Source organism: Chryseobacterium shigense (genome assembly GCF_014207845.1).
Classification (GTDB): Bacteria; Bacteroidota; Bacteroidia; order Flavobacteriales; family Weeksellaceae; genus Chryseobacterium; species Chryseobacterium shigense_A.
In genome coordinates, this window is record NZ_JACHLC010000008.1 from 31,216 (window position 1) to 52,404 (window position 21,189).

At 37.4% G+C, this 21,189-nt stretch carries 20 protein-coding genes; 5 read left to right on the forward strand and 15 right to left on the reverse strand.

All coding sequences use genetic code 11. The features are described 5' to 3' along the window. Positions 1-59: 59 nt before the first annotated feature. The 9 genes from HNP36_RS18580 to HNP36_RS18620 all read right to left on the reverse strand — a co-directional run bounded on the left by HNP36_RS18580 (position 60) and on the right by HNP36_RS18620 (position 12,704). The gene (locus HNP36_RS18580; RefSeq protein ID WP_184167371.1) at positions 60-1,922 is read right to left on the reverse strand and encodes an AAA family ATPase; all 1,863 of its coding nucleotides are present in this window, start codon (positions 1,920-1,922) and stop codon (positions 60-62) included. A 14-nt stretch (positions 1,923-1,936) separates the two neighbouring features. Further along, positions 1,937-3,007, reverse strand: a complete 1,071-nt coding sequence (locus tag HNP36_RS18585) for a DUF4407 domain-containing protein (protein WP_184167374.1) — start codon at positions 3,005-3,007, stop codon at positions 1,937-1,939. A gap of 187 nt (positions 3,008-3,194) precedes the next feature. After that, complete coding sequence (ruvC, locus tag HNP36_RS18590; RefSeq protein ID WP_184167377.1) at positions 3,195-3,749, reverse strand: crossover junction endodeoxyribonuclease RuvC; 555 nt, start codon at positions 3,747-3,749, stop codon at positions 3,195-3,197. 62 nt (positions 3,750-3,811) lie between these two features. Further along, on the reverse strand, positions 3,812-4,333 hold the full coding sequence (locus tag HNP36_RS18595) for a 2'-5' RNA ligase family protein (protein ID WP_184167380.1): 522 nt from the start codon (positions 4,331-4,333) through the stop codon (positions 3,812-3,814). Between the two features lie 9 nt (positions 4,334-4,342). Then, the gene (locus HNP36_RS18600; protein ID WP_184167383.1) at positions 4,343-5,467 is read right to left on the reverse strand and encodes a serine hydrolase domain-containing protein; all 1,125 of its coding nucleotides are present in this window, start codon (positions 5,465-5,467) and stop codon (positions 4,343-4,345) included. A gap of 95 nt (positions 5,468-5,562) precedes the next feature. Next, the gene (locus HNP36_RS18605) at positions 5,563-7,812 is read right to left on the reverse strand and encodes a carbohydrate-binding domain-containing protein (RefSeq protein WP_184167386.1); all 2,250 of its coding nucleotides are present in this window, start codon (positions 7,810-7,812) and stop codon (positions 5,563-5,565) included. Continuing rightward, positions 7,809-8,300, reverse strand: a complete 492-nt coding sequence (locus HNP36_RS18610) for a T9SS type A sorting domain-containing protein (protein WP_184167389.1) — start codon at positions 8,298-8,300, stop codon at positions 7,809-7,811. Before HNP36_RS18610 ends, HNP36_RS18605 begins: the two co-directional genes overlap by 4 nt. Positions 8,301-8,567: 267 nt before the next feature. Further along, complete coding sequence (locus HNP36_RS18615; RefSeq protein ID WP_184167392.1) at positions 8,568-9,278, reverse strand: diphthine--ammonia ligase; 711 nt, start codon at positions 9,276-9,278, stop codon at positions 8,568-8,570. A 78-nt stretch (positions 9,279-9,356) separates the two neighbouring features. After that, entirely contained in the window at positions 9,357-12,704 is a 3,348-nt protein-coding gene (locus HNP36_RS18620) for a methylmalonyl-CoA mutase family protein (protein ID WP_184167395.1), read from the reverse strand. A 184-nt stretch (positions 12,705-12,888) separates the two neighbouring features. Here HNP36_RS18620 and HNP36_RS18625 point away from each other — a divergent pair, with 184 nt between their 5' ends. Next, a complete protein-coding gene (locus HNP36_RS18625) occupies positions 12,889-13,221 on the forward strand; it encodes a hypothetical protein (RefSeq protein ID WP_184167398.1) in 333 nt (110 codons plus the stop codon). On the opposite strand, the gene HNP36_RS18630 is transcribed toward HNP36_RS18625, so the two are convergent. Then, positions 13,218-14,324: a DUF3667 domain-containing protein gene (locus tag HNP36_RS18630; protein WP_184167401.1), complete on the reverse strand. Its 1,107-nt coding sequence runs from the start codon at positions 14,322-14,324 to the stop codon at positions 13,218-13,220. The two genes, HNP36_RS18625 and HNP36_RS18630, sit on opposite strands and share 4 nt — an antisense overlap. Before the next feature lie 266 nt (positions 14,325-14,590). Here HNP36_RS18630 and HNP36_RS18635 point away from each other — a divergent pair, with 266 nt between their 5' ends. The 4 genes from HNP36_RS18635 to rpsB all read left to right on the forward strand — a co-directional run bounded on the left by HNP36_RS18635 (position 14,591) and on the right by rpsB (position 17,238). Then, a complete protein-coding gene (locus HNP36_RS18635) occupies positions 14,591-15,136 on the forward strand; it encodes a hypothetical protein (RefSeq protein ID WP_184167404.1) in 546 nt (181 codons plus the stop codon). A 304-nt stretch (positions 15,137-15,440) separates the two neighbouring features. Continuing rightward, positions 15,441-15,896, forward strand: coding sequence for a 50S ribosomal protein L13 (gene rplM / locus HNP36_RS18640; protein WP_034706094.1), 456 nt, complete (start codon positions 15,441-15,443; stop codon positions 15,894-15,896). A 6-nt stretch (positions 15,897-15,902) separates the two neighbouring features. After that, positions 15,903-16,289: a 30S ribosomal protein S9 gene (rpsI, locus tag HNP36_RS18645; protein ID WP_007843277.1), complete on the forward strand. Its 387-nt coding sequence runs from the start codon at positions 15,903-15,905 to the stop codon at positions 16,287-16,289. A 187-nt stretch (positions 16,290-16,476) separates the two neighbouring features. Further along, the gene (gene rpsB / locus HNP36_RS18650) at positions 16,477-17,238 is read left to right on the forward strand and encodes a 30S ribosomal protein S2 (RefSeq protein ID WP_048508339.1); all 762 of its coding nucleotides are present in this window, start codon (positions 16,477-16,479) and stop codon (positions 17,236-17,238) included. Between the two features lie 124 nt (positions 17,239-17,362). Here rpsB and HNP36_RS18655 read toward each other — a convergent pair whose 3' ends face one another. From HNP36_RS18655 to HNP36_RS18675, 5 genes are all read right to left on the reverse strand, one after another. After that, positions 17,363-17,803, reverse strand: coding sequence for a DUF6759 domain-containing protein (locus HNP36_RS18655; protein WP_184167408.1), 441 nt, complete (start codon positions 17,801-17,803; stop codon positions 17,363-17,365). 4 nt (positions 17,804-17,807) lie between these two features. After that, the gene (locus HNP36_RS18660; RefSeq protein ID WP_228456442.1) at positions 17,808-18,506 is read right to left on the reverse strand and encodes a DUF6759 domain-containing protein; all 699 of its coding nucleotides are present in this window, start codon (positions 18,504-18,506) and stop codon (positions 17,808-17,810) included. Positions 18,507-18,525: 19 nt separating this feature from the next. Continuing rightward, on the reverse strand, positions 18,526-19,203 hold the full coding sequence (trmB, locus tag HNP36_RS18665) for a tRNA (guanosine(46)-N7)-methyltransferase TrmB (protein ID WP_184167411.1): 678 nt from the start codon (positions 19,201-19,203) through the stop codon (positions 18,526-18,528). Between the two features lie 97 nt (positions 19,204-19,300). Beyond that, positions 19,301-20,074: a DUF6759 domain-containing protein gene (locus HNP36_RS18670; RefSeq protein ID WP_184167414.1), complete on the reverse strand. Its 774-nt coding sequence runs from the start codon at positions 20,072-20,074 to the stop codon at positions 19,301-19,303. 206 nt (positions 20,075-20,280) lie between these two features. After that, a complete protein-coding gene (locus HNP36_RS18675; RefSeq protein WP_184167417.1) occupies positions 20,281-21,069 on the reverse strand; it encodes a hypothetical protein in 789 nt (262 codons plus the stop codon). Between the last annotated feature and the right edge of the window lie 120 nt (positions 21,070-21,189).

Here is a 21,189-nt window from a genome sequence, read left to right on the forward strand (position 1 = left end):
AGAATTAACCGAAAGGTAAGATTTTATTAATATTAGTTTATGTTATTGTGAATTTTTTTCTATTGACCAAGCATCTTGTGATATTCTGCAATATGAAGATACCCTTCTTCTTTAATGTTCACCTCGAGTCGGTGTTTTTTTGCAGCCAGATAAATCTCATTAGGCGACATGCTTCCTTTTTTGCTGAGTTCAATACTCATATCTTTCAGCAGGTCTAAATGGAGAATAAGATCTTCCTTCGTTTTTTTGGCGAGATCCTGCATCAGTCTTTCAATCTTTTTATCTGTGATATCATGCTGCATGCGGTGCGGATATTCTTCCAGGCTGTATGTTGCCTGGTATTCTTCATCAAAACCGTATTTTCTGACATAATCTGTGGCAAGCATGGTAGCTTGTTCCCTGTCGTGGCTTCTTCCTATGCTTGCATTATTTTCTCCAAAAACAATTTCTTCAGCAATACCTCCGGCCAGATAGATTTTAATCCTGTCCAGCAAGCTCTCTTTTGTGTCATGAATCTGATGTGGAAAGGTAAACCCTGCGGCATAGCTGCTGGCCACTTTACTTTTCAGCTGCAATGGGGCGAAACCTGTATACAGCATATAGGAAACGGCGTGTCCGCATTCATGAACACTGATGTTGGCCACTGCATCTTGTTGATTGGATTGGCGTATTTTGTCGATTCTCCCGGTGTAAGGGATCTTAATAATACGGTTTCCTATTTTCCCTGTAATTGTTTTCTGTTTGACAGGATAATCAATTTCAATGGTTTTATCATCGTTGATGACGGCTTCAAATAGAAATTTGCTGAGGTTGGTGTCCAGGATATCTACCACACTGCTGAATACGGGACGTACGCCCTGTACGGGAAATACACCATTCCTGTAGATCAGCTCATTAATGCTTTTGTTGATTTTTAAACTGATCCCGAATTTTGTTTTCGTTTTGGTTTTAAGATTATTGATTTCCCGTTGAATAAGTTCCTGGAAATCTTCTGTTTTCAGTGAAAAATAAATCAAATGAATATTTCCGAACCTGGCTACCTGCTCCGGCCTGAATTTTCTTGATAATGCATTTTTAATGTCAACAACAGTTATTTTCTTTGTGAATGCATGGTAAATGTTGGCATCTATATCTGCTTCACTGGTTTCGCGGGACATCTGAAAGGCTTCATCAAGGTTTCCGCTGATGATAATCAGCATTTTGCTGTAATCTACCGGCTCATAGATCTTCTTTTCTTTTTGTTTCTTCAGGATCAGCTTGATCATGTCTTCCTCCTTCATATCAATAATGCTCATCACATCATCTTCCATGCTGAGGTACTTTTTCAGTTCTTTTGCGTCCCAGAGGTTCAGGTATGGGTTTTCATCCACTTCCGTTTCACCGCTTGTCTTACGCCGCTCGTTTTCCTTTTTTCTTAAAAGATAGGAGAAAAGGTAATGTTCAAGATCATCACGCTCTCTTTTGCTTAACCTGCCATCACTTAAAAGCTCCCAGAAATCCGTGAACTTTGTCTGTGGAACAGGAGTTCCGTCAGGATCAATGGTATTAAAACGCTGGATCTCGTCAAAAAGGACGATGCTCGGTTTCTCATCATTGAGACGGTTACTCTGAAAAATATCGGAAACACTTTTGCTCCATGAGGTTTCATCGCTGTTGCTGAGTTCTATCTCTACAAAACGGTTTTGGAATTCCAGGAACCGGACAGTTTTCCGCACAAGATCTGTCTTTCCCACACCCGTCATTCCCCATAGATTGATTACTACGGGACGGGTCAGAATTTCAGGCATCAGGTACCATATCTGTATGTATTCCATTAAATCATCAATAATCTTATCAATTCCGATGAATTCTTTTTTCAGGAATGCCGTACAGTCGTCCAGTTTTTTCTTTTTCTTCCGGATCTCTTCTTTATCAATAATCATGCGCGAAAAATACGCTATTTTTTTAAATTATCCTTAAAATCATCAATCCTGAAATCGGTTAAAGCATTTCCTTTTTCAATTTTTTCTTTAGAATAGAGCCTGAAATCATTTTCCGTCTTTTCTAAAAGGTAATCATAAGGGCCAACGTGGGAAATTAATTTTACCAAAACGGGGGAAATCTCAAGACATATAAAAAGCCCCATGATAAACGCTGCGGCTAATCCGATAATTGCCGAATTTTTACCCAGTTCATCCAAAGCCTGCAGCCTTGCCGCAAATCCATTGAATTTATCTTCAAAAGTGTCTGAAGTTTTTCTTTCTGTTTCAAGATTTGTGTACACTTTGGATATTTCTTTATCCAGATACTCCAATCTGGAAGCGTTTTGTTTCTGAAAATCCTCCAGGTCCTTACGGCGCTGTTCTTTCAATTCCTGCTTACGTTTTGCGTTGGGGCCATACCCCTCTTTTCCGCTGGTAAGCCCGGACTGTTTTCCAAGAATTTCCTTTTCAAGTTCTACAGCTGCTGAGTCATAAGCTTTCTGGTATTGTACGGTTTTTTCGGCAATCTGCTTTTTTTCGATTTCAAATGGTCCGCTTTGTTGCAGGATTCTGCCGCTCATTTCTCCCTGAAGCTGTTTTTTATTTCTCTGGATAATGGTGTTAAGCTGTTTATTAACCTCTTTTTCAAAAATTTTAAGCTCCAGAGGTTTAGAAATAATAATTCCTAAAAATGTTGCCAAAATCAGACGGGGAATAGACATTAAAACCTGGTTCCACCACGTTCCTGTTTTTTTGATAGAGGAAACGATATAACGGTCCAGATTGAAGATCATCAGTCCCCACAGAATTCCAAATCCTACAGAGGTCCAAATGTTATCAAATACCGTATACATGGCATAGCCCGCAGATAAAGTTGCAAATACAGCGGTGAATAATACGATCCCGCCAATACCTGAAAATTTATTCCATTCGCTTGGGGTCTTTCTCAAAATATGAATGTTTCCTCCGGAGCATACCATCAGAAACTTCTGGAACCAGTTTATTTTGTGATTCGATTGATTTATAGTTTGTTGGTTTGTTTTCATAACTGAAAATTTATACAAATGTAGTACTAAAAATCATACCAATGTAAAAGATAGTATTATGTTTTGCCAAGTAATTGTGTGTTTTTATTTAATGAATTGATTTTCATTGGATTATTTTTGTTTTTGGAAAATGCTTGGGTTTAGCAGAAATTATAAGATGTACTTAAAAAATAAGTGAAAAATACAATCATTTCACCCTATCCGGATTCTGCTTCAAAAAACTATCCCATCCGGTATAAGATTTTGTATCTGCTATGGTTCCGGAATTAAAATGATGACAAACCGCAACCGCCAGACCATCCGAGGCATCCAGGTATTTGGTAGGGAATTCTTTCAGGTTTAAAAGATTCTGAAGCATTCCTGCTACCTGTTCTTTACTGGCATTTCCGTTCCCGGTGATCGCCATTTTGATCTTTTTTGGTGAATATTCCGTAATAGGAATATTTCTGTAAAGGCTTGCAGCCATTGCGACTCCTTGGGCACGGCCAAGTTTAAGCATACTTTGTACATTTTTACCATAAAATGGCGCTTCCAGAGCCACTTCATCAGGGTGATACTCATCGATCAACGCTAACGTTTTGTCGAAGATATATTTCAGTTTTGTTTCATGGTTGGGATATTTTTTCAGGATCAGTTCGTGAATAGAAACCATTTCCATTTTGCTTTTTTTCACGGAAATAATCCCGAAGCCCATAATGGTTGTCCCGGGATCAATACCTAAAATTATCTTCTCTGAAATCATGGTTCAAAGATAGGGTTTATAAATGTTTTTTGACGAAATTCAGAGAAAAGCTTGTTTTGAATTTATTGTAAATACTTTTCAGCAATCGGAACCCATTTCCCATCATGACGCAGAAGCAGAATTTTATCGACTAAAAATTTAGTTTTATATGTTTTGTTCCTGTAAACATCCCATGCTTTCAGATAATTATCAAAACTAAGATCCCTGTATCCAACTGTCATGTGAGGGGAAAAAGAGTATTTAATGAAATTGAAATATTGCCCTACTTTTTGATGGAGTAAATTCAGATTCTCATTCATCTCAGGCTGTACAAAAATGACCGGACTTTTTGGATTGGGAAAACTTCCAAAGCCATTCAGCAATATCTCAAAAGGAGAAATTTCCGTATTAATTTTTTGAAAAGCAATATAAATGTCACTTTCAAGATCAATATCTCTGGAAAATGGGGGAAACAAAGTAATGTGAGCATCATTTTTTAATGCCTTTGAATTTTCATAATTCAAAGCTAGATCTTTTTTGAATACCTTAACCTCGTCAATGATTTCCTGAGGAGGATAGATCGCAATGAAGTACATTTTTTTCATCCTTCAAAATTAATGCTTTGTTCTAAGTTGTAATAAGGTGTTTTCCAGGTTATCCGTAATCTTTTTAACTTCCACATGCGGTCTGAAAGCCCAACTCTTGCCTTTTTCCTCATCAGCAATATTAGAGAGAATAATAACTGAAGTTTTAGTTTGCGGATAATAGATATTCAGAGAAGGAGAGCCTTTTACATAGCCACTGTGAAAATAACTTTCAGGGCTTCCCGTATTAATCATGATCCCATAGCCATAGCCCATTTTTCCCAGAATGGCATGATGCCTTTCAGAACTTTTGGAAACAAACTGCTTCAAAGTTTCAGGTTTAAGCACTTTTCCGCCATAAACAGCATTATTCCAGATGCGGAGATCGTCTATAGTAGAAAGAATTCCGCCTGCCGGAGTTCCTATGTCTTTACTGCCAAGCCGTTTGGGCATATCCGGAACAATTGAGAATCTGGAGGGATTACCTAAATAAGCGCTGGCAAATTCAGTTCCTTTAAAAATATTTCCCGTGGAAGAATTTTTCATTCCTGCTTTTTTGAACAGTTCCGTGGCATTTTCATCGTATGATTTTCCCGAAACAGCTTCTACAATTTGTCCCAGAGCATTAAAGCCGTCATTGGAATAGAAAAAATCCGACCCGCTTTTAAACATCAGCTTTCCCCCGAATGTATTTAATCCTGAAGTATGGTTTAAAAGCTGGTGAATCGTGATATTTTCATATTCTTTGGTCTGGAATGATTTCAGGTATTTGGATGCCTTATCGGTAACATTCAGTTTTCCCTGTTCCATCTGAAGAAGAATAAGAGCGGCGGTAAACTGTTTGCTTACTGAGCCTATCGCAAAAACCGTATTGCTGTCAATTTTTACCTTGTTTTTAAAATCAGAATAACCGTTTTCTTTTCTGTATAATTCTAATGAATCTTTAAATACGGCAATACTTCCGTTAAAATTATATTTTTTGAAAACAGAATCAATCTGCTGCTCCAGAATTGTTTTCTGGAAGGCAGTAATTGTGGAGTCAATAATCTCTTTTTTATCAACGGATTTAGAAACGGTAATCAGTTCGTTTTTACATGAAACTGAACTGGCCAGAATAAATATAAAAGCGAAGGTTGTGAGGATGTTTTTGATCATTTGTGAATGTTTACAACTGTAATTTAGCCCCAAAAATAAACAAAACCTCTTGATTTTACTTAAGAGGTTTTAAATTCAGGCAAAAATATTAATTTTTAAAATGAAACAGTATTTACGGTATTGGTTGCTGATGTTGTAAAAGTACTTTTTAAAGTTCCTCCTGAAGTTGAATAGGTTCCTCCGGTGTACAGTCCCCATCCTGAAGTTCCTCCAACATAGCTTCCGCCTGTATAACTTCCTCCGAAATATACTTTGTAAGAAACATTTTTTGCCAGATTGGGACTGGAAAAGTGGAAATAATATACCCCATTTTTAGGCTTGAAAGTTACCATTTCTGTTCCTGCCGCATTTTCAATATGCAGCATTGAAGTTGTTGCCAGCTGTGTGCTTGACTTCAAATACATTCCAACCTGTGTGGAAGCTGCACCCATTGCTTTTGTCATATTTGAATTGGACCCTGCAGAGATTAAAAGCCCGCCGTTCATCAGGAAAGTTCCGTTATAATCGATTCCTTCTTCAGGCTGGCTGGTAGGTCCGTTTACAATGGTAGTTCCGCCTGTAATGGTGATATTTCCGTTACTGTCGATGGCATCACTTCCGGCAACGATGTGTATTCCTCCCGTAATGTACAGTTGGCTGTTGTCATTGGCTTCTGTTCCTCCTGAAACGGTCCCGTATGTTGCGTTAATTCCGTCATTGGATGCGGTGATGTTGTTGACTCCGCCTGCCAGGGTAATGATCGGAGCCTCTACACCTTCACCGACTCCTGAGGTTGCGGAGATCGCCGAAACGGTATTGTTTCCTCCGTTTATTGTAACAGATGCATCGGAATGAATTCCATCATCTGTGGAATTGAACGTGTTATTCCCATTGTTAATAGTAATTGCTCCGGCTGCAACTAAAGTTTTGGGGTGACTGTAATCTGTTCCGGAAACCAAGAATCTCGCTCCTGTTGTTTTAATTAATAGAACCGGATTTCCTGTTGTGCTTCCAATCGTTACCGTTCCATCGGCCTTCAGGCCTTTTCCGCCTGTTCCTGAACTTGTTGTTGTTACAGAACCTGCGTTGATCAGAAGATTTCCGTCCGCTGTTATTGCAGAAGAGGAATAAGAATCCAGTACTCCTGTTGTATTGGTATAGGTTGCACCGTTTCCTGCAGCTGTGATGGTAATGTTTCCGTTGTTGATGGTAATATTTTGTCCGGATGAAATTCCTTTTCCTCCATTCGCTGTTGAGGCTAAGGAAAGATTAAAGGTTCCTCCGTTTACAATAACGTTTGCATCAGTCTTAATGGCGGTAGAGTAGGATGGATCGTAGCCGCTTCCTGAAGCCGTAAGAACTGCTGCTCCCGAAAGGTTGGCTGTAATATTTCCACCGTCAAAAGTAATATTTCCTTTTGCACTGATTGCTTTTGACTGCGCCCCTGTCAATGTTAAGTTGAAAGTTCCTCCTGAAATTCCAATAGTAGAAGTTCCGGTTTTAATGGCTTTGACATCAGCTGAAGCTAAAGCTGTTGTCACACTTCCTCCTGAAATTGAAATAGCGGTATCCCCGGCATCTATTGCATCTCCGGTTGCGGTAATGTTTACCGTTCCGTTGCTCATCACATAGCCTTCCGAATGGAAACCGTCTGATGCGGCAGATATTACTTTGATATTTCCACTTTGAACTTCAATTCCTGCCGAAGTGGAAACACCGTGTTTTTTTATTCCTGTAATATTTAAGGTTCCTGTTCCTGCAAAAATTATTTTCCCATCGGTTTGCAATGTTCCATTTTTTGTACTTGAAGAGCCATCTGCCAACGAATTTGTTGTACCTGCCTGAATAGTAAAAGTATGCGTTTGACCACCTGTGATATTAATTGCAGGTCCGGAAGTGTTTGTAATATTAAGGTTGTTCATCACAAAATTTGCAGGAAGTGCAGAACTCATGGTAAGGCTTCCTGTTGTGCTTGTTCCCAATAAATTGTATTCCAGATTATTGATCGTAGCTGTGGAAACAACATTCACTGTTCCGCCTGTTGCTGTAATATTTACTCCCTGAGCAGAATAAGGATTAATAATCGTGGCATTTTCTGAACCTTTATAAATAATGTAAATTTTAGTTAAGCTGACGGCAGTAGGAGAGAATGTCAAACTATCAACTGTGCTCTTCGGCAGATCCAGGCTTGTCGTGCTTCCGCTGATGTTGAGTCTGGCATAGTTTGTATCAAATTTTATACTGTCCACGGCAGGAGTAGGAGAAGCATACATCGTATTGCCGGAATTGTAAACAATGATATTGCTTTGTGCTTTTAATCCGAAGGATAAAAGAACTGCGATTAAAATATAAATATGCTTTCTCATTTTTTGATCAGTTTTAAAGTTGTATTGTTGACCTGCACCAAATAAAATCCTTCCCTGAAACTGCTGATATTAATATCGTCATTAGGATTGTAGGTTCCATTAAGGACAAGTTTTCCTTCGGCTGAATATATTTTTACTTTCAATGCTTCTTTTTTATCGGAACTAATCCGGATAAAATCTGTGGATGGATTTGGATACAGCCTGATCTGATCTTTATTCGTCCCGATTTCCTGAGTTGCCAAAACTGTAGAAGAAAAAGTAATTTTTCGGATAATATTAGTCGGGATAGAAACATCAGATGCAGTGTTTGTAGTTTTTACAAGCAGATTACTTCCCGAAAAATAGAGTTTCCCGCTGGTATCGATTGTGTAGTTCTGTGTCGGGCCTGTGTAATAAGTGATCTTTATGGTTGTCTGTGCAAAGGAAAATACAGCAAACAATAATAAAAACAAAAACAGGGTTTTGGTGAAAAATTTTATTATTCTCATTGTTAATTTAATTTTTATAAAATTAAATTTTAGATATCAATAAGAAAATAAATTGAGGTAAACGGTGAGAATGTGTCGGTTAATATGCGTTTTTTTAATCGAATACTTTATTTTTAGATCTTTTTATTATAAAAGCGGCATAAGTTTTCTCAAACTTTTCATTATCCGTAAAAAGCTTAGTATAAGGTTTGAAAATGTAATGAATGTACATCATGCGTCTTGATTATATATGAACGGCTTTTATTATATAATTTATAATCTGATGGTTTATTTTGGAATCAAATCACAAAACCAGAAAACATATTCTCCTTCTTCATCCTCCGGACCTGATTTCGGTTTGGGATAGGTTTTTTTTACGGTTTCTCCGATATCAAATAGAATAGGTTCTCTAAAGATGGGGCCACCAAATGTAAATGTGTGAAATTCCCCATTTTCTCCACACGGATCAACATTTTTCGGAAGATCATTGATGAAATCCTGATCAATAATTCTTCCGGCAAAACTATTGTCCAGGTAAGCTTCATTCACACAAGTGACGATCGTTTTGAATCCGAGATCCAGAAATTCATAGATGAGGTCTGAAGTATCCTGTTTCCACAAAGGGAAAACGGCTTCCATTCCGACAGCTTTGAGCTGTTCTTCACGGTATTTCCTGAGATCTTCCAGGAAAATATCCCCAAAAATTGAATGGGTAACACCCTGCAATTGTATTTCACGCATGGTACGGATCATAATTTCCCGATACTGTTCCATCGATGGTTCTTTTGGGATCTCTATTTTAATCAGGCTGAAACCTAAACTGTCAGCCTGTTTTTCCAGTAATGAAACGTGAACGCCATGCATAGAAATCCGTTGAAACTCTTCGTTAATGCTTGTCAGTAAAGAAGTAACTTCAAATTGGTCTTCCTTTAGAATTTTGAATAGAGCGAGGGCAGAATCTTTTCCGCTGCTCCAGTTGAAGATGGCTTTTGGTTTCATTCCGCAAACATAGATATTTAAAGCAAAAACCTCAAAGAAATTTCCTTGAGGTTTTAATTTATAATTCTTGAAACAAGCTTACATATTTCTTCTGTACTTACCGCCCACTTCAAACAAAGCATTGGTGATTTGTCCAAGAGAGCAGTATTTTACAGCATCCATCATTACTGCGAACAGGTTTTGCTGGTTGATCGCTGCATGCTGCAACTGTTTTAAAGCTTCAGCAGATTTATCATCATTAGATTGCTGGAAATTATGAAGATTTTCAATCTGAGCCTGCTTTTCTTCTTCGGTAGAACGGATAACTTCACCCGGACGAACAGTTGGTGAACCGTCTTTTCCTAAGAAGGTATTTACCCCGATAATCGGATATTCTCCTGTGTGTTTCAGCCACTCGTAATGCATGGATTCTTCCTGGATTTTAGAACGCTGGTACATGGTTTCCATAGCTCCGAGAACACCGCCTCTTTCGGTAATTCTGTCGAATTCTGCGTAAACGGCTTCTTCCACTAAATCTGTCAGTTCCTCAATGATGAATGATCCCTGAAGCGGATTTTCGTTTTTAGCCAATCCTAATTCTTTGTTGATGATCAGCTGAATGGCCATTGCTCTTCTTACAGATTCCTCAGTTGGAGTTGTAATCGCTTCGTCATAAGCATTGGTGTGAAGGGAATTACAGTTATCGTAGATGGCATACAATGCCTGAAGTGTCGTTCTGATATCGTTGAAATCAATTTCCTGAGCGTGAAGAGAACGTCCTGAAGTCTGGATGTGGTATTTCAGCATCTGGCTTCTTTCGTCTGCTCCGTACTTCATTTTCATTGCTTTTGCCCAGATTCTTCTTGCCACACGTCCGATCACTGAATATTCAGGGTCGATACCGTTAGAGAAGAAGAAAGACAGGTTCGGTGCAAAATCGTTGATATCCATTCCTCTTGACAGGTAATATTCCACATAGGTGAAACCATTTGCCAATGTAAATGCCAACTGGGAAACCGGATTTGCTCCCGCTTCGGCGATGTGATAACCTGAAATGGATACTGAGTAGAAGTTTCTTACTTTCTCCTTGATGAAATATTCCTGAACGTCACCCATTAATCTCAAAGCAAATTCAGTGGAGAAAATACAGGTGTTTTGTGCCTGGTCTTCCTTTAAAATGTCTGCCTGAACGGTTCCGCGAACGGTTGCAATGGTTTTAGCCTTAATTTCAGCATACGCATCTGCAGGAATAACTTCATCTCCTGTGATTCCCAATAGTTTTAAGCCTAAGCCATTATTGGAAGGGGGAAGTTCTCCGTTATATTTTGGTCTTGCTAAACCTTTGTCGTCAAATTTTGCTTTTAAAACGGCTTCAACTTTCGATTCCAGACCGTTTTCGGCAATGTATTTTTCAACATTCTGATCAATGGCTGCATTCATAAAGAAAGCCAACAGCATTGGAGCCGGTCCGTTGATGGTCATTGAAACTGAAGTCAGCGCATTCACAAGATCAAATCCTGAATAGAGTTTTTTAGCATCATCCAAAGTGGCAATAGAAACCCCTGCATTTCCGATTTTACCATAGATATCTGGTGGTAATGCCGGGTCCTGACCATAAAGTGTTACAGAGTCGAAGGCTGTAGACAAACGTTTTGCAGGCATTTCTGCAGAAACATAATGGAATCTTCTGTTGGTTCTTTCCGGTCCTCCTTCTCCGGCGAACATCCTTGTAGGGTCTTCTCCTGTTCTTTTGAAAGGGTAAATTCCTGCCGTGTAAGGGAATCCTCCCGGAAGATTTTCCTGGCCTTTCCATTTGATCAGGTCGCCCCAGTCGTTGTATTTAGGTAGGGCGATTTTCGGAATTCTGAGATGGGATAAAGATTCTGTTGAGGTTTCCACTTTAATTTCTTTTCCTCTTACAAAATAAGAATAGAATTCTTCGTGAAAAGCTTTTTTGGTATCATCCCAGGTTTTAAGGAAGTCGATGTTTTCCTGTTGAAGCTCTTTTTCAGCCTTCTGATATTCAGCATCTAAAGCTTCATTGGAAATGATTTTTTTTACGCCGTCAATATGATACATTTTTCTGGCAAGCTCAGCCTGCTTTTCAATGTTTTCATCATATATCCTGTTGTTTTCTACAATTTCAGAAAGGTAACGTACTCTTTTTGGAGGAATAATGGTTACTTCGTCTGTGATTTCCTGCTCAGCGAAAGTTTTTAAATCCAGGCCTGAAAACTTATCGTTTACTTTTGAAATCAGTCTGTTGTATAATTCTGTGGTTCCGTGGTCATTGAACTGGGAAGCCTTTGTTGCATAAACCGGCATTTCGTCCAACGGTTGCTCCCATAATAAATGGTTTCTCTGGAACTGTTTTCTTACGGCCTGAAGTGCATCAAGAGCTCCTCTTTTATCGGATTTATTTAAAGCTACCAAATCTGCATAATCCAGCATATCGATTTTCTCCAGCTGAGTTGAAGCTCCATATTCAGGAGTCATCACATACATGGAAACATCTGCAAAATCAGAGACTTCTGAGCCTGACTGACCGATACCGGAAGTTTCCAGAATGATTACATCCGGATGAGCCAGTTTTAAAACATTCAATGCGGAATGAATGAACGGTGAAACGGAAACGTTGTTTTCTCTGGTAGCCATTGAACGCATATAAACTCTAGGGTCATTGATCGCATTCATACGGATTCTGTCTCCCAAAAGGGCGCCTCCCGTTTTCTTTTTGGAAGGGTCAATGGAAATAATGGCAATTTTTTTATCAGGATTGGAACGGATGAAACGTCTTACCAGTTCATCTGTAAGTGAAGATTTTCCCGCTCCACCAGTACCTGTAATACCAATGATAGGAATATTTAAATCTTTTGATTTTTCGTCAATTGCCTTTACTAATTCAGGTTTTTCCTCTGAAAAGTTTTCAACGGCTGAAATGATTTTTGCAATACTTGTAGCGTTTTCAAAGCTGATGGCATCCAAATCGTTTGCTGTAGCTTCCTTTCCAGTTGCAAAATCTGATCTTTTCACCAGATCATCAATCATTCCCTGAAGGCCAAGTTCGCGGCCGTCATCCGGAGAATAGATTCTGTCGATCCCGTAATCCATCAGATCAGAAATTTCCTCAGGCAGGATTACTCCGCCACCGCCACCGAAAATTTTGATCTGTGGTGAGTTTTTTTCTCTTAAAAGATCATAGATATATTTAAAATATTCATTGTGGCCGCCTTGATATGAGGTGAGCGCAATAGCATTGGCATCTTCCTGAATCGCTGTGTTAACAACTTCTTCTGCTGACTTGTCGTGGCCAAGGTGGATCACTTCACATCCTGTTCCCTGAATCACGCGGCGCATGATATTGATCGCAGCATCGTGTCCGTCAAATAATGACGCCGCTGTTACGATTCTTACTTTGTTGGTTGGAGTATATTTTTGGGTTTCCATAAAAAATCTAGAAAATTTCTGAATTTTCAAATATAATAATAAAATAAGAACCTTGTGGTTTTATTTAATTGGTTGATTGTTAGATTGTTGATTATCTGTAGGATATTGGTTTTTTCCCTGCTTAATAATCATTTGTTTAAAAATGATAAGTAAATTATTTATTTTTGCATAACATTTTATAGATATGCAGAAAGCTTTGGTTTATTTCGCTTTGGGAACGGGAGTAAGTTTCCTTATCAATTATTTCTTTTGGAGTTCACAGAACATGGGGCTGGATTTTTATTATGCGATTGCTTTTGGATTTGCCTGGGGACTGGCTTATTATCTTGATACACCGGATTTTTCCCTGCCTAAAAAACTGGGATTGTCATTTGCCGCTATGGGTGTTCTTGTGCTGATTGGTGCTTTGATCTTCAATCTTGAGCTTGCCATTCCTTCCATACTGAAGTTTTCTACGGTTTTTGTTGCGTATTACTTAATTGCCAGTTTCAGAGGAAGCAAATCTTTGCGTAATTAATGCATCATTATAAAACTTACATACATCAATATCAAAAGCATTAACGTAATTCCTATAGAATTGATTATAAATAAACTCATTCCTTTAAAAATACTTATTCTTTTACTGTTTTCATAAACCCTGTGATGCGCTACAAAAAAGTAAATGGAGGCATAGAAGAATAATGCAGTAAACAAAAGCCCAAATATCAGGTTGATAATACTATAATTAGGAGTAGCATCAAAAATTCTGATAAGAATAATAAAAAAAAGAGTGGAAAGCAGCAAAAAAGAAAAATAGTGAAGGGTAAATATACCGTGATCAAAGTACCACCACTTCTTTTTATTATGGAATATCCATAAGAAGAAAGCAAATACAGGAAGGTAAATAAAGAGTGCTTTCGGAATGGCATGGATTAAAGTTTCTTTGTATTTATCTCCAATCTGTTCTTTGGTGAATCCCTCTTCCTTTAAGCTAAAAACTTTTTGGGCAAAGGGTCTCCCCAATTGGTAAATTCCGGTTTTATCTTTGGCCTGAATTGAATCATACTGCTTCATATTATAGGCATTAAGGATTGAAGATTCTTTAGCGCTTAATGTATTTTCTATAATATCTTCGCTTCTTGCAAAGGCATCGCGTATGGAGTCTTTTGCCTTTATGGTATCCATTCCTTTTTTTACCTCATTTGAAACATGATAGGATATGTACCCTTTTTTTTCCAATTTGTCCAGGACTCTTTCCTGCGTTTTTTTCTTGTCCTCAGCCTTTTCAATTCTTGTTTTTTCTGATTTTGGCTCAGCATTTTTAGACTCCGGTAAAAAGCCGGGAAGCAGGAATGTAATAAAACTGATGAAGATGTATAGCTTTACAGGTGCCACATAAAGTTGCCTCTTTCCGGAAAGATATTCCTTGGTGAGCTTTCCCGGATTGATGAGTAAATACTTGATAGTCTGCCAGAACTGCCCGTCATAATGGGTGAAATCTTCAATGAAATGAGTGAAGAGAAAATAAAATGGCTGGCGGCTTTCGATATTTTCCTGTCCGCAATGGGGGCAGAATCTTTCTTCTACAGTATGCCCGCAGTTCAGGCAGGTTTTATCTTCTCTGATTTTTCCGTGGCTCATGGATAGGGAAATATGGTTTTAGCGCAAATATAAATATTTCAGGAAATAAAAAGTATTTCTAGAATTAAGATAATATGAATTTTTAGGGTTTTAAAAACGTAAATAGCAGTATATCAATTGGTTGTTGTTGCGTTTGTGTAAAAGTTATTGTATGAAAATTTTAAAAAGATTTTGTATATTTAAAGGTAATTCACGTATAATTTGAAAATTACGGATTACATATAGGCTGTCAATAGTATCGTTTTAACTAAATTTTAGACCAATACATGATCGTAAAAACAATTGAAAGCACTGATAAAAAGTTTATTAAATTGGCTCTATACAAAGAAAATAAGAGAAAAATTCGAGCACATTTATTATATTCAGTTATAGTAATTGGTGTATTGTTTTATCTTATAAATGATGGTAAGGGTAATGCGGGATTTGGTATATCTGTAGTGTGTTTAGGAATTAGTTGGATTGTTTTTATTTTGATATATATTGTCACCAGGTTGCTTCGGTATATGAGATTATTAAATAATTCCGATGTAAAATTAATTGAAGATGAATGTATGGTTGAAAGTAAAAAAATTATACCGTTTTCATCAGGCGATTCACTCAATACAAGTCCAAATTATATAGATCATTATTTCATATTTATTACTATTGAACCCCAACAGCCTACTGAAAAAGCAATAGAAGTGAGTTATTATGATTATTTAAGAATTGAATGTAATAAGAGAATTCAATTACACTACTATTCTAAGTTTGAAATCATAAAAGAGGCAATATTTAACAATGAAAAAATACGGATACACAGTATACAGCTTTAGATAAATTTAATCTCATAAGTGAATGAGAAACTGCCAAGCCTGCCTACGGCTAGAAAATTTGTACATTGATACGATTATAAACATTTCTATAAAATGATAGAAAACAGAATGTAGAAATGGCAACATTCATCCGCCACTCATTTTACAGGTTCCATGCCAAAACAGTTGATACAATCTATTAAAAACAGGTGAAATACAGACACTGGGATAGATTAAATAAAATATGTTTTTGGGTTACAGAAATAATTTGTACCTTTGCACACCCTTTTAGGGGAAAATTATGTTTAATCTTTAACTAAAACGTGTGAATACATTAAGTTACAAAACTGTTTCAGCGAACAAAGCTACTGCTAATAAAGAATGGGTTGTGGTAGACGCTGAAGGACAGCCGTTAGGAAGACTAGCTTCTACGGTTGCAAAGATTTTGAGAGGTAAGCACAAAACGAACTTTACACCTCACGTAGATTGTGGTGATAACGTAATCGTTTTGAATGCTGGGAAAATTACACTTTCCGGAAACAAGTGGGCTGATAAGACTTACATCTGGCATACAGGTTACCCTGGTGGACAGAAGTCTATGACTGCGGCTGAACTTCAAAAGAAAGATTCTTTAAAAGTATTGGAAAAATCTGTAAAAGGTATGTTGCCAAAAAACAGATTAGGATCAGCTTTATTGAAGAACCTTTATTTATATGAAGGAACTGAGCACAAACATGAAGCTCAACAGCCTAAAACAATTAATGTTAACGAATTTAAATAATTAATTATGTCTATAGTTCACAAAATCGGAAGAAGAAAAACTTCTGTAGCTAGAGTTTATGTAAAGCCAGGTTCTGGAAACATTACAGTAAACGGTAAAGATGCTAAAGAATATTTCTCTACAGACGTGATGGTTTACAAATTAAACCAACCGTTCATCCTTTCTGAGACTGTTGGTCAGTATGACGTTACCGTAAATGTTTTCGGTGGTGGTAATACAGGTCAGGCAGAAGCTATCAGATTAGGTATTTCAAGAGCTTTATGCGAAATCAATGCTGAATTCAGATTAGCTTTGAAACCAGCTGGTTTACTTACAAGAGACGCAAGAATGGTGGAAAGAAAGAAGCCAGGTCAGAAAAAAGCAAGAAAGAGATTCCAATTCTCAAAACGTTAATATCAAGATTCAAGATATCAGACGCAAGATTCAAGACTTTTTGGTCGCAAATCTTTACTCTTGGTTCTTGGCTCTATTATCTAAACAAAAAAATTGCCCGTTACGTTTAGCATCCAAACGCTTCTCCCATCTAAAGAAGTTGTTGATTGTTTAAAAGACGGAAAGTAAACTAACAAAAACAGAAAACATGGCAAAAGCAAATGTAAAAGACCTTTTAGAGGCTGGCGTACACTTCGGTCACATGACCAGAAAGTGGAACCCAAATATGGCTCCATACATTTTTATGGAGAAAAACGGTATTCACATTGTAGACTTACATAAAACAGCAGTTAAACTGGATGAAGCGTGCAGCGCTTTGGAAAAATTAACTTCTGCAGGTAAAAAAGTTCTTTTCGTAGCTACTAAAAAGCAGGCGAAAGAAGTAGTTGCTAAGCACGCTGCTGAACTTAATATGCCTTATATTACAGAAAGATGGCCTGGAGGTATGCTAACGAACTTCGTTACAATCAGAAAGGCTGTAAAGAAAATGAACCATATCGACAAAATGAAAAAAGACGGTACGTTCGAAACTTTATCTAAAAAAGAAAGATTACAGGTAGACAGACAAAGAGCTAACTTAGAGAAAAACTTAGGTTCTATCTCTGACATGGTTCGTCTTCCTTCTGCAATCTTCGTTGTAGATATTATGAGAGAACATATTGCTGTAACTGAAGCTAAGAAATTAGGTATCCCAGTTTTCGGTATTGTTGATACAAACTCTGATCCAAGAAAAGTAGACTTCGTTATCCCAGGAAACGATGATGCTTCTAAATCTATCGATATGATCTTAAACATCGTTTCTGATTCTATCAAAGAAGGTCAGTCTCAAAGAAAAGCTGATAAAGAAAAATCTAAAGAAGAAGGAGAAAAAGTATCTGCTGATACAGATGCTGATTTCGATGCAGAATAATTAAAGATTTTCTTTAATATAGGAAAAACGCCGGATATTTTGTCCGGCGTTTTTTTATTGATATTTAATAAAGCTTATCCGGCAATATATAAGAAACCCCGCTTAACAGAGCGGTTTTTTATCCTTAATTGCTGATCTTTATAGCATAAGAGGTTGTAACATACTTTGTAGCTTCATAAGACGAATTACAGAGCATTCCCGAAAGCCGGTAATTTTTGTTTTTAGGAACCATTGTATAGCCAACTTTACCGGAGCCTATCGGAATTTTTTTAAAGAAGCCACTGCTGCTTACAGTAAGAACCATATTGCAGGGGGATTTGTTTTCCACTGAAATAGAAGTTCTCGGATTAGTAGGAGAGTCCTCATTGAGAAGGTCATTTAAAACGTCTGCAGTTTCAGGCTTATAGGTTTTAATAAGTTCCGCATATTCTCTTTCCGTACTCATTGCAGTACTTCCTCCTGTGCCGGGTATAGAAGGTGTTCTTGTTACAGGATAATTGTTGTAGTTTACACTGCAACTCATGAGAATAAGTGAAATTCCGGAGAAAGCAAACAGCTTTTTCATACAGTTATTTTTTTGATCTTTTCTTTTTTGAAGATTTTACCGGTGCTTCTTCTTTTTGCGCTTTTGCCGCATCTTTATTTACCTCAGATTTAGGTGTGCCCGGATTTTCAATTACTACAAATATACTTTTTTTTATGTCTTTTTGAGAGGTATATTTTACATCGCAAACATTACTGTTCAGGGTGTACGAACCTTTATTGAGGGTGACGAAATTTTCTCCGTGAGCCGGCACTGCCAGGTTGTAAAAATCTTTTCCTTCAATTCTCAGGACGAGATTGCAGTCCGAGTTATTTCTGAACAAAAGTACAGCTTCTTTTCCCGTAATATCTTCATCAAACATAGCGTTCAGAAGTTTTACCGTTTTGTCTTTGTGCTGGTCAGAAGTTTCGGCAATAAGTTTTTTGAATTCTTCCGCATCACTGGAATTAGAATTCCTCATAAACCTGTTCGGGATATCAGTCATTACTGGCCTTGCCTCCATAGGTTTTGCCGTTTGGGCACCTTTTGTCCATGCAGAATTCTTTAAGGCAATGAGCTTAGGTTTTAGCACAATCTTTTTAGGGTCATCAGGATGCGCATTCTTGAGGTACTCTTCAATTTCCTTGATATTTGTGCTTTTTAAAATGTCTTTGGTTTTTTTCTGCGCAGAAGCAGAACCTGAAGCAAGGATCAGGAAGAGGAGGGTCGTTAAAATTTTTTTCATCAATTTGTTTTTTATTTCATCAGCTTATCCGGAATTTTATATAGGTTATAGTCTTTCCTTTAGCTGAGAAAAGTTCTTCATAATATGTTTTTATGTCTCTCAGGTGCTCCGTATTGGGATCATATTCAGGAGCACCGTAAATGTCGTGGTGCGCGGTAATAATTTCATAGCCGGCACCCTGCAGATAGCCTAATGTATAGCCATGCAGGAATTCTGAATCCGTTTTCAGATGGATAATTCCACCAGGTTTCAAAAATTTTTTGTATCGTTCTAAAAAGTCAGGATGGGTAAGCCTGTGCTTCGTACGTTTGTATTTGATCTGAGGATCAGGGAACGTGATCCAGATTTCATCTACTTCATTTTCTGCAAAAAAATGATCTACAAGCTCAATCTGTGTTCTGAGAAATGCTACATTATTCATTCCTTTTTCCACAGCTTCTTTAGCTCCGAACCAGAATCTGGCTCCTTTGATATCTATTCCTACGAAGTTTTTTTCAGGGAAAGTTTTTGCAAGTCCCACAGAATATTCTCCTTTTCCACAACCCAGTTCCAGTACAATTGGATGGTCATTCTTAAAGAAATCTTTTCTCCAGTTTCCTTTAAGTGGAAAACCGTTTAATGCATCTTCTCTTGTCGGTTGGATTACGTTTGGTAAAATCTTGTTTTCTGCGAATCTTGCTAATTTATTTTTGCCCATCGAGTCATTTATAAAATCCCGCAAAAATAGCAAATTTTACATAGACTACCTTGTCTTTTGTACTTAAAAGACAGACCTGTGTGTATTTAAGAAAAGTTTACGGTGTTGCGGAACTTCCCAATGTAACCATAATAGCTTTTTCAATTGTTTTTTGAGAAGCATACTGGGCGCCGCAAACAAGACTGGTGAAAAGGTACTGCCCCTTATCTATAACAATTGTGCTGTCATCGTGAGCCGGAACTGCAAGCCTGTATTTAGTGGTTCCTACCCCTTCCATTCTTACGATGATATTACAGTCAGAATTATTTTTTATAAGGACTATACTTACTTTACTGCTTGGATCGTTATCAAACAGTGAGTTTAATATTTTTACGGTTTTATTCTTGTGTTCAACTGGATTTTCAGCCATCAGCATATTAAACTCTTCTGCTTCCGCATTCGGAACGGCGGCATTGGCGGTTGTATTCACAACAAAAGTATTTTGAGAGGTACTTGGCGTATACACTACTGTAGATTGTTTTGCGGCAAGCTCTGCCTTGTATTTGGCAATCTGCTTTTGTTTGATGATGGCATTCATCTCATCAAAACTGATCTTTGTGGAAGGCCTTCTTTTCAGAAGGGCAAGCATTTCCTGCATATCTTTTACTTTCTGGTCGGCAGGGTGTGCCTCTTTGATGTACTGGGTCATCATTTCCATTACCCGGGGCTTCAGAACAGATCTTCGGGGATCATCAGGGTGTGCATCTCTGAGAAACGCATTGATCTCATAGATATTTTTACTTTTTAAAATATTGCTGTAGTCTTTCCCTCTTTTCTGGGCAGACATATTAAAAAATAGTACAGAAACAAAAAGTAAAAGTAATTTTTTCATTAACAATTATTAAGTTAAAAGCTGATATTCTTTTCTTAATTTGTGTTTTCTGCAATTAGTTTATTACAATAACGGAAATACTATTGTTTTTATTTTAATTCCCTAACTGGAAGATAAAATTAAGCATAATTTTAAATAAAAAAAGAAATGTACACTATAAAATTATCATTGACATACATTTCTTTGAAAGTTATATACTAAAGAGTCTATTTTACGATTTCCTGGAGGTTTGAAGTTTTAAGCCTTTTCTGGTAGATCGGCAGGTATTTTTCTATAGGAACTTTTATCGCTTCAAAATTACCGGACAGTACATAAGCTTCAATATTTTCAGAAGTATAAACAAACTGAAGGAAGTTGTCAACGAGGTTTTCCGGAATTTTGAACTTTGCAAAATAGTCCTTACCAAGATAATTTTTGATCTGTGTCACAGAATTATTCATTCTTTCATAAGCCATGTAGCGCTGTTTCTTCTTTCTGTCCCCCGAAAGGATATCATAGATACTTTCCAGGCTGAAAGTAAGTCCTCCATCCCTTAACCCTGCAACGGGAAGCTCAGGAGAAGTTCCGTCACCTTTTGGTTCAGGCAATCCTATTACTTTTTTAATGGCCAGCCCCTTGTCTTCTTTTCTTATGGAATTTACATCATACCTCAGATTTCCGGTAGGTTTAAACCTGTTCAGTACAATTTCCTGGATCTCGTAATAGGCAATTTTTAATTCAATTAGGTTCTTCTGTTCCATCATCTGGGGAGTAAGCTTCACGTCTTTCCGCTCTGTGACGATGGAAGTAAAACGGATGACATCTCCGGGAACTGCAGGAATATTATAAGTACCGTTGTAGTCCGTAAGCACTGTTTTCTGAGTATTCAGATTGGTTACGTAAACCTGGTTGAGATACAAGATTGAATTGTCTCTCAAAAATACCTCTCCGGAATAGGTCTGTGCATGGATTTTTGCCAGAAAAATCAGCAGCAAAAGGGTAATTAGCTTCTTCATATAATTAGGGCAAAATTACGTAGAAATACAGCAATTTATACCTATTTAGATAGTGATTACAGGTTAAAGTTATATTAAACTTTAACATTAAACTGTTAATGAATGTTATAAATGAGATTT

Bases quoted from the DNA above. Each gene is read 5' to 3' on its own strand.
- HNP36_RS18615 (WP_184167392.1), bottom strand. From the start codon at position 9,278: ATGAAACCAAAAGCCATCTTCAACTGGAGCAGCGGAAAAGATTCTGCC.
- HNP36_RS18660 (WP_228456442.1), bottom strand. From the start codon at position 18,506: ATGAAAAAAATTTTAACGACCCTCCTCTTCCTGATCCTTGCTTCAGGT.
- HNP36_RS18630 (WP_184167401.1), bottom strand. From the start codon at position 14,324: ATGAGCCACGGAAAAATCAGAGAAGATAAAACCTGCCTGAACTGCGGG.
- HNP36_RS18625 (WP_184167398.1), top strand. From the start codon at position 12,889: ATGCAGAAAGCTTTGGTTTATTTCGCTTTGGGAACGGGAGTAAGTTTC.
- HNP36_RS18675 (WP_184167417.1), bottom strand. From the start codon at position 21,069: ATGAAGAAGCTAATTACCCTTTTGCTGCTGATTTTTCTGGCAAAAATC.
- HNP36_RS18670 (WP_184167414.1), bottom strand. From the start codon at position 20,074: ATGAAAAAATTACTTTTACTTTTTGTTTCTGTACTATTTTTTAATATG.
- HNP36_RS18655 (WP_184167408.1), bottom strand. From the start codon at position 17,803: ATGAAAAAGCTGTTTGCTTTCTCCGGAATTTCACTTATTCTCATGAGT.
- trmB (WP_184167411.1), bottom strand. From the start codon at position 19,203: ATGGGCAAAAATAAATTAGCAAGATTCGCAGAAAACAAGATTTTACCA.
- HNP36_RS18600 (WP_184167383.1), bottom strand. From the start codon at position 5,467: ATGATCAAAAACATCCTCACAACCTTCGCTTTTATATTTATTCTGGCC.
- rpsB (WP_048508339.1), top strand. From the start codon at position 16,477: ATGGCAAAAGCAAATGTAAAAGACCTTTTAGAGGCTGGCGTACACTTC.
- HNP36_RS18610 (WP_184167389.1), bottom strand. From the start codon at position 8,300: ATGAGAATAATAAAATTTTTCACCAAAACCCTGTTTTTGTTTTTATTA.
- HNP36_RS18585 (WP_184167374.1), bottom strand. From the start codon at position 3,007: ATGAAAACAAACCAACAAACTATAAATCAATCGAATCACAAAATAAAC.
- HNP36_RS18580 (WP_184167371.1), bottom strand. From the start codon at position 1,922: ATGATTATTGATAAAGAAGAGATCCGGAAGAAAAAGAAAAAACTGGAC.
- HNP36_RS18620 (WP_184167395.1), bottom strand. From the start codon at position 12,704: ATGGAAACCCAAAAATATACTCCAACCAACAAAGTAAGAATCGTAACA.
- ruvC (WP_184167377.1), bottom strand. From the start codon at position 3,749: ATGATTTCAGAGAAGATAATTTTAGGTATTGATCCCGGGACAACCATT.
- HNP36_RS18605 (WP_184167386.1), bottom strand. From the start codon at position 7,812: ATGAGAAAGCATATTTATATTTTAATCGCAGTTCTTTTATCCTTCGGA.
- rpsI (WP_007843277.1), top strand. From the start codon at position 15,903: ATGTCTATAGTTCACAAAATCGGAAGAAGAAAAACTTCTGTAGCTAGA.
- HNP36_RS18635 (WP_184167404.1), top strand. From the start codon at position 14,591: ATGATCGTAAAAACAATTGAAAGCACTGATAAAAAGTTTATTAAATTG.
- HNP36_RS18595 (WP_184167380.1), bottom strand. From the start codon at position 4,333: ATGAAAAAAATGTACTTCATTGCGATCTATCCTCCTCAGGAAATCATT.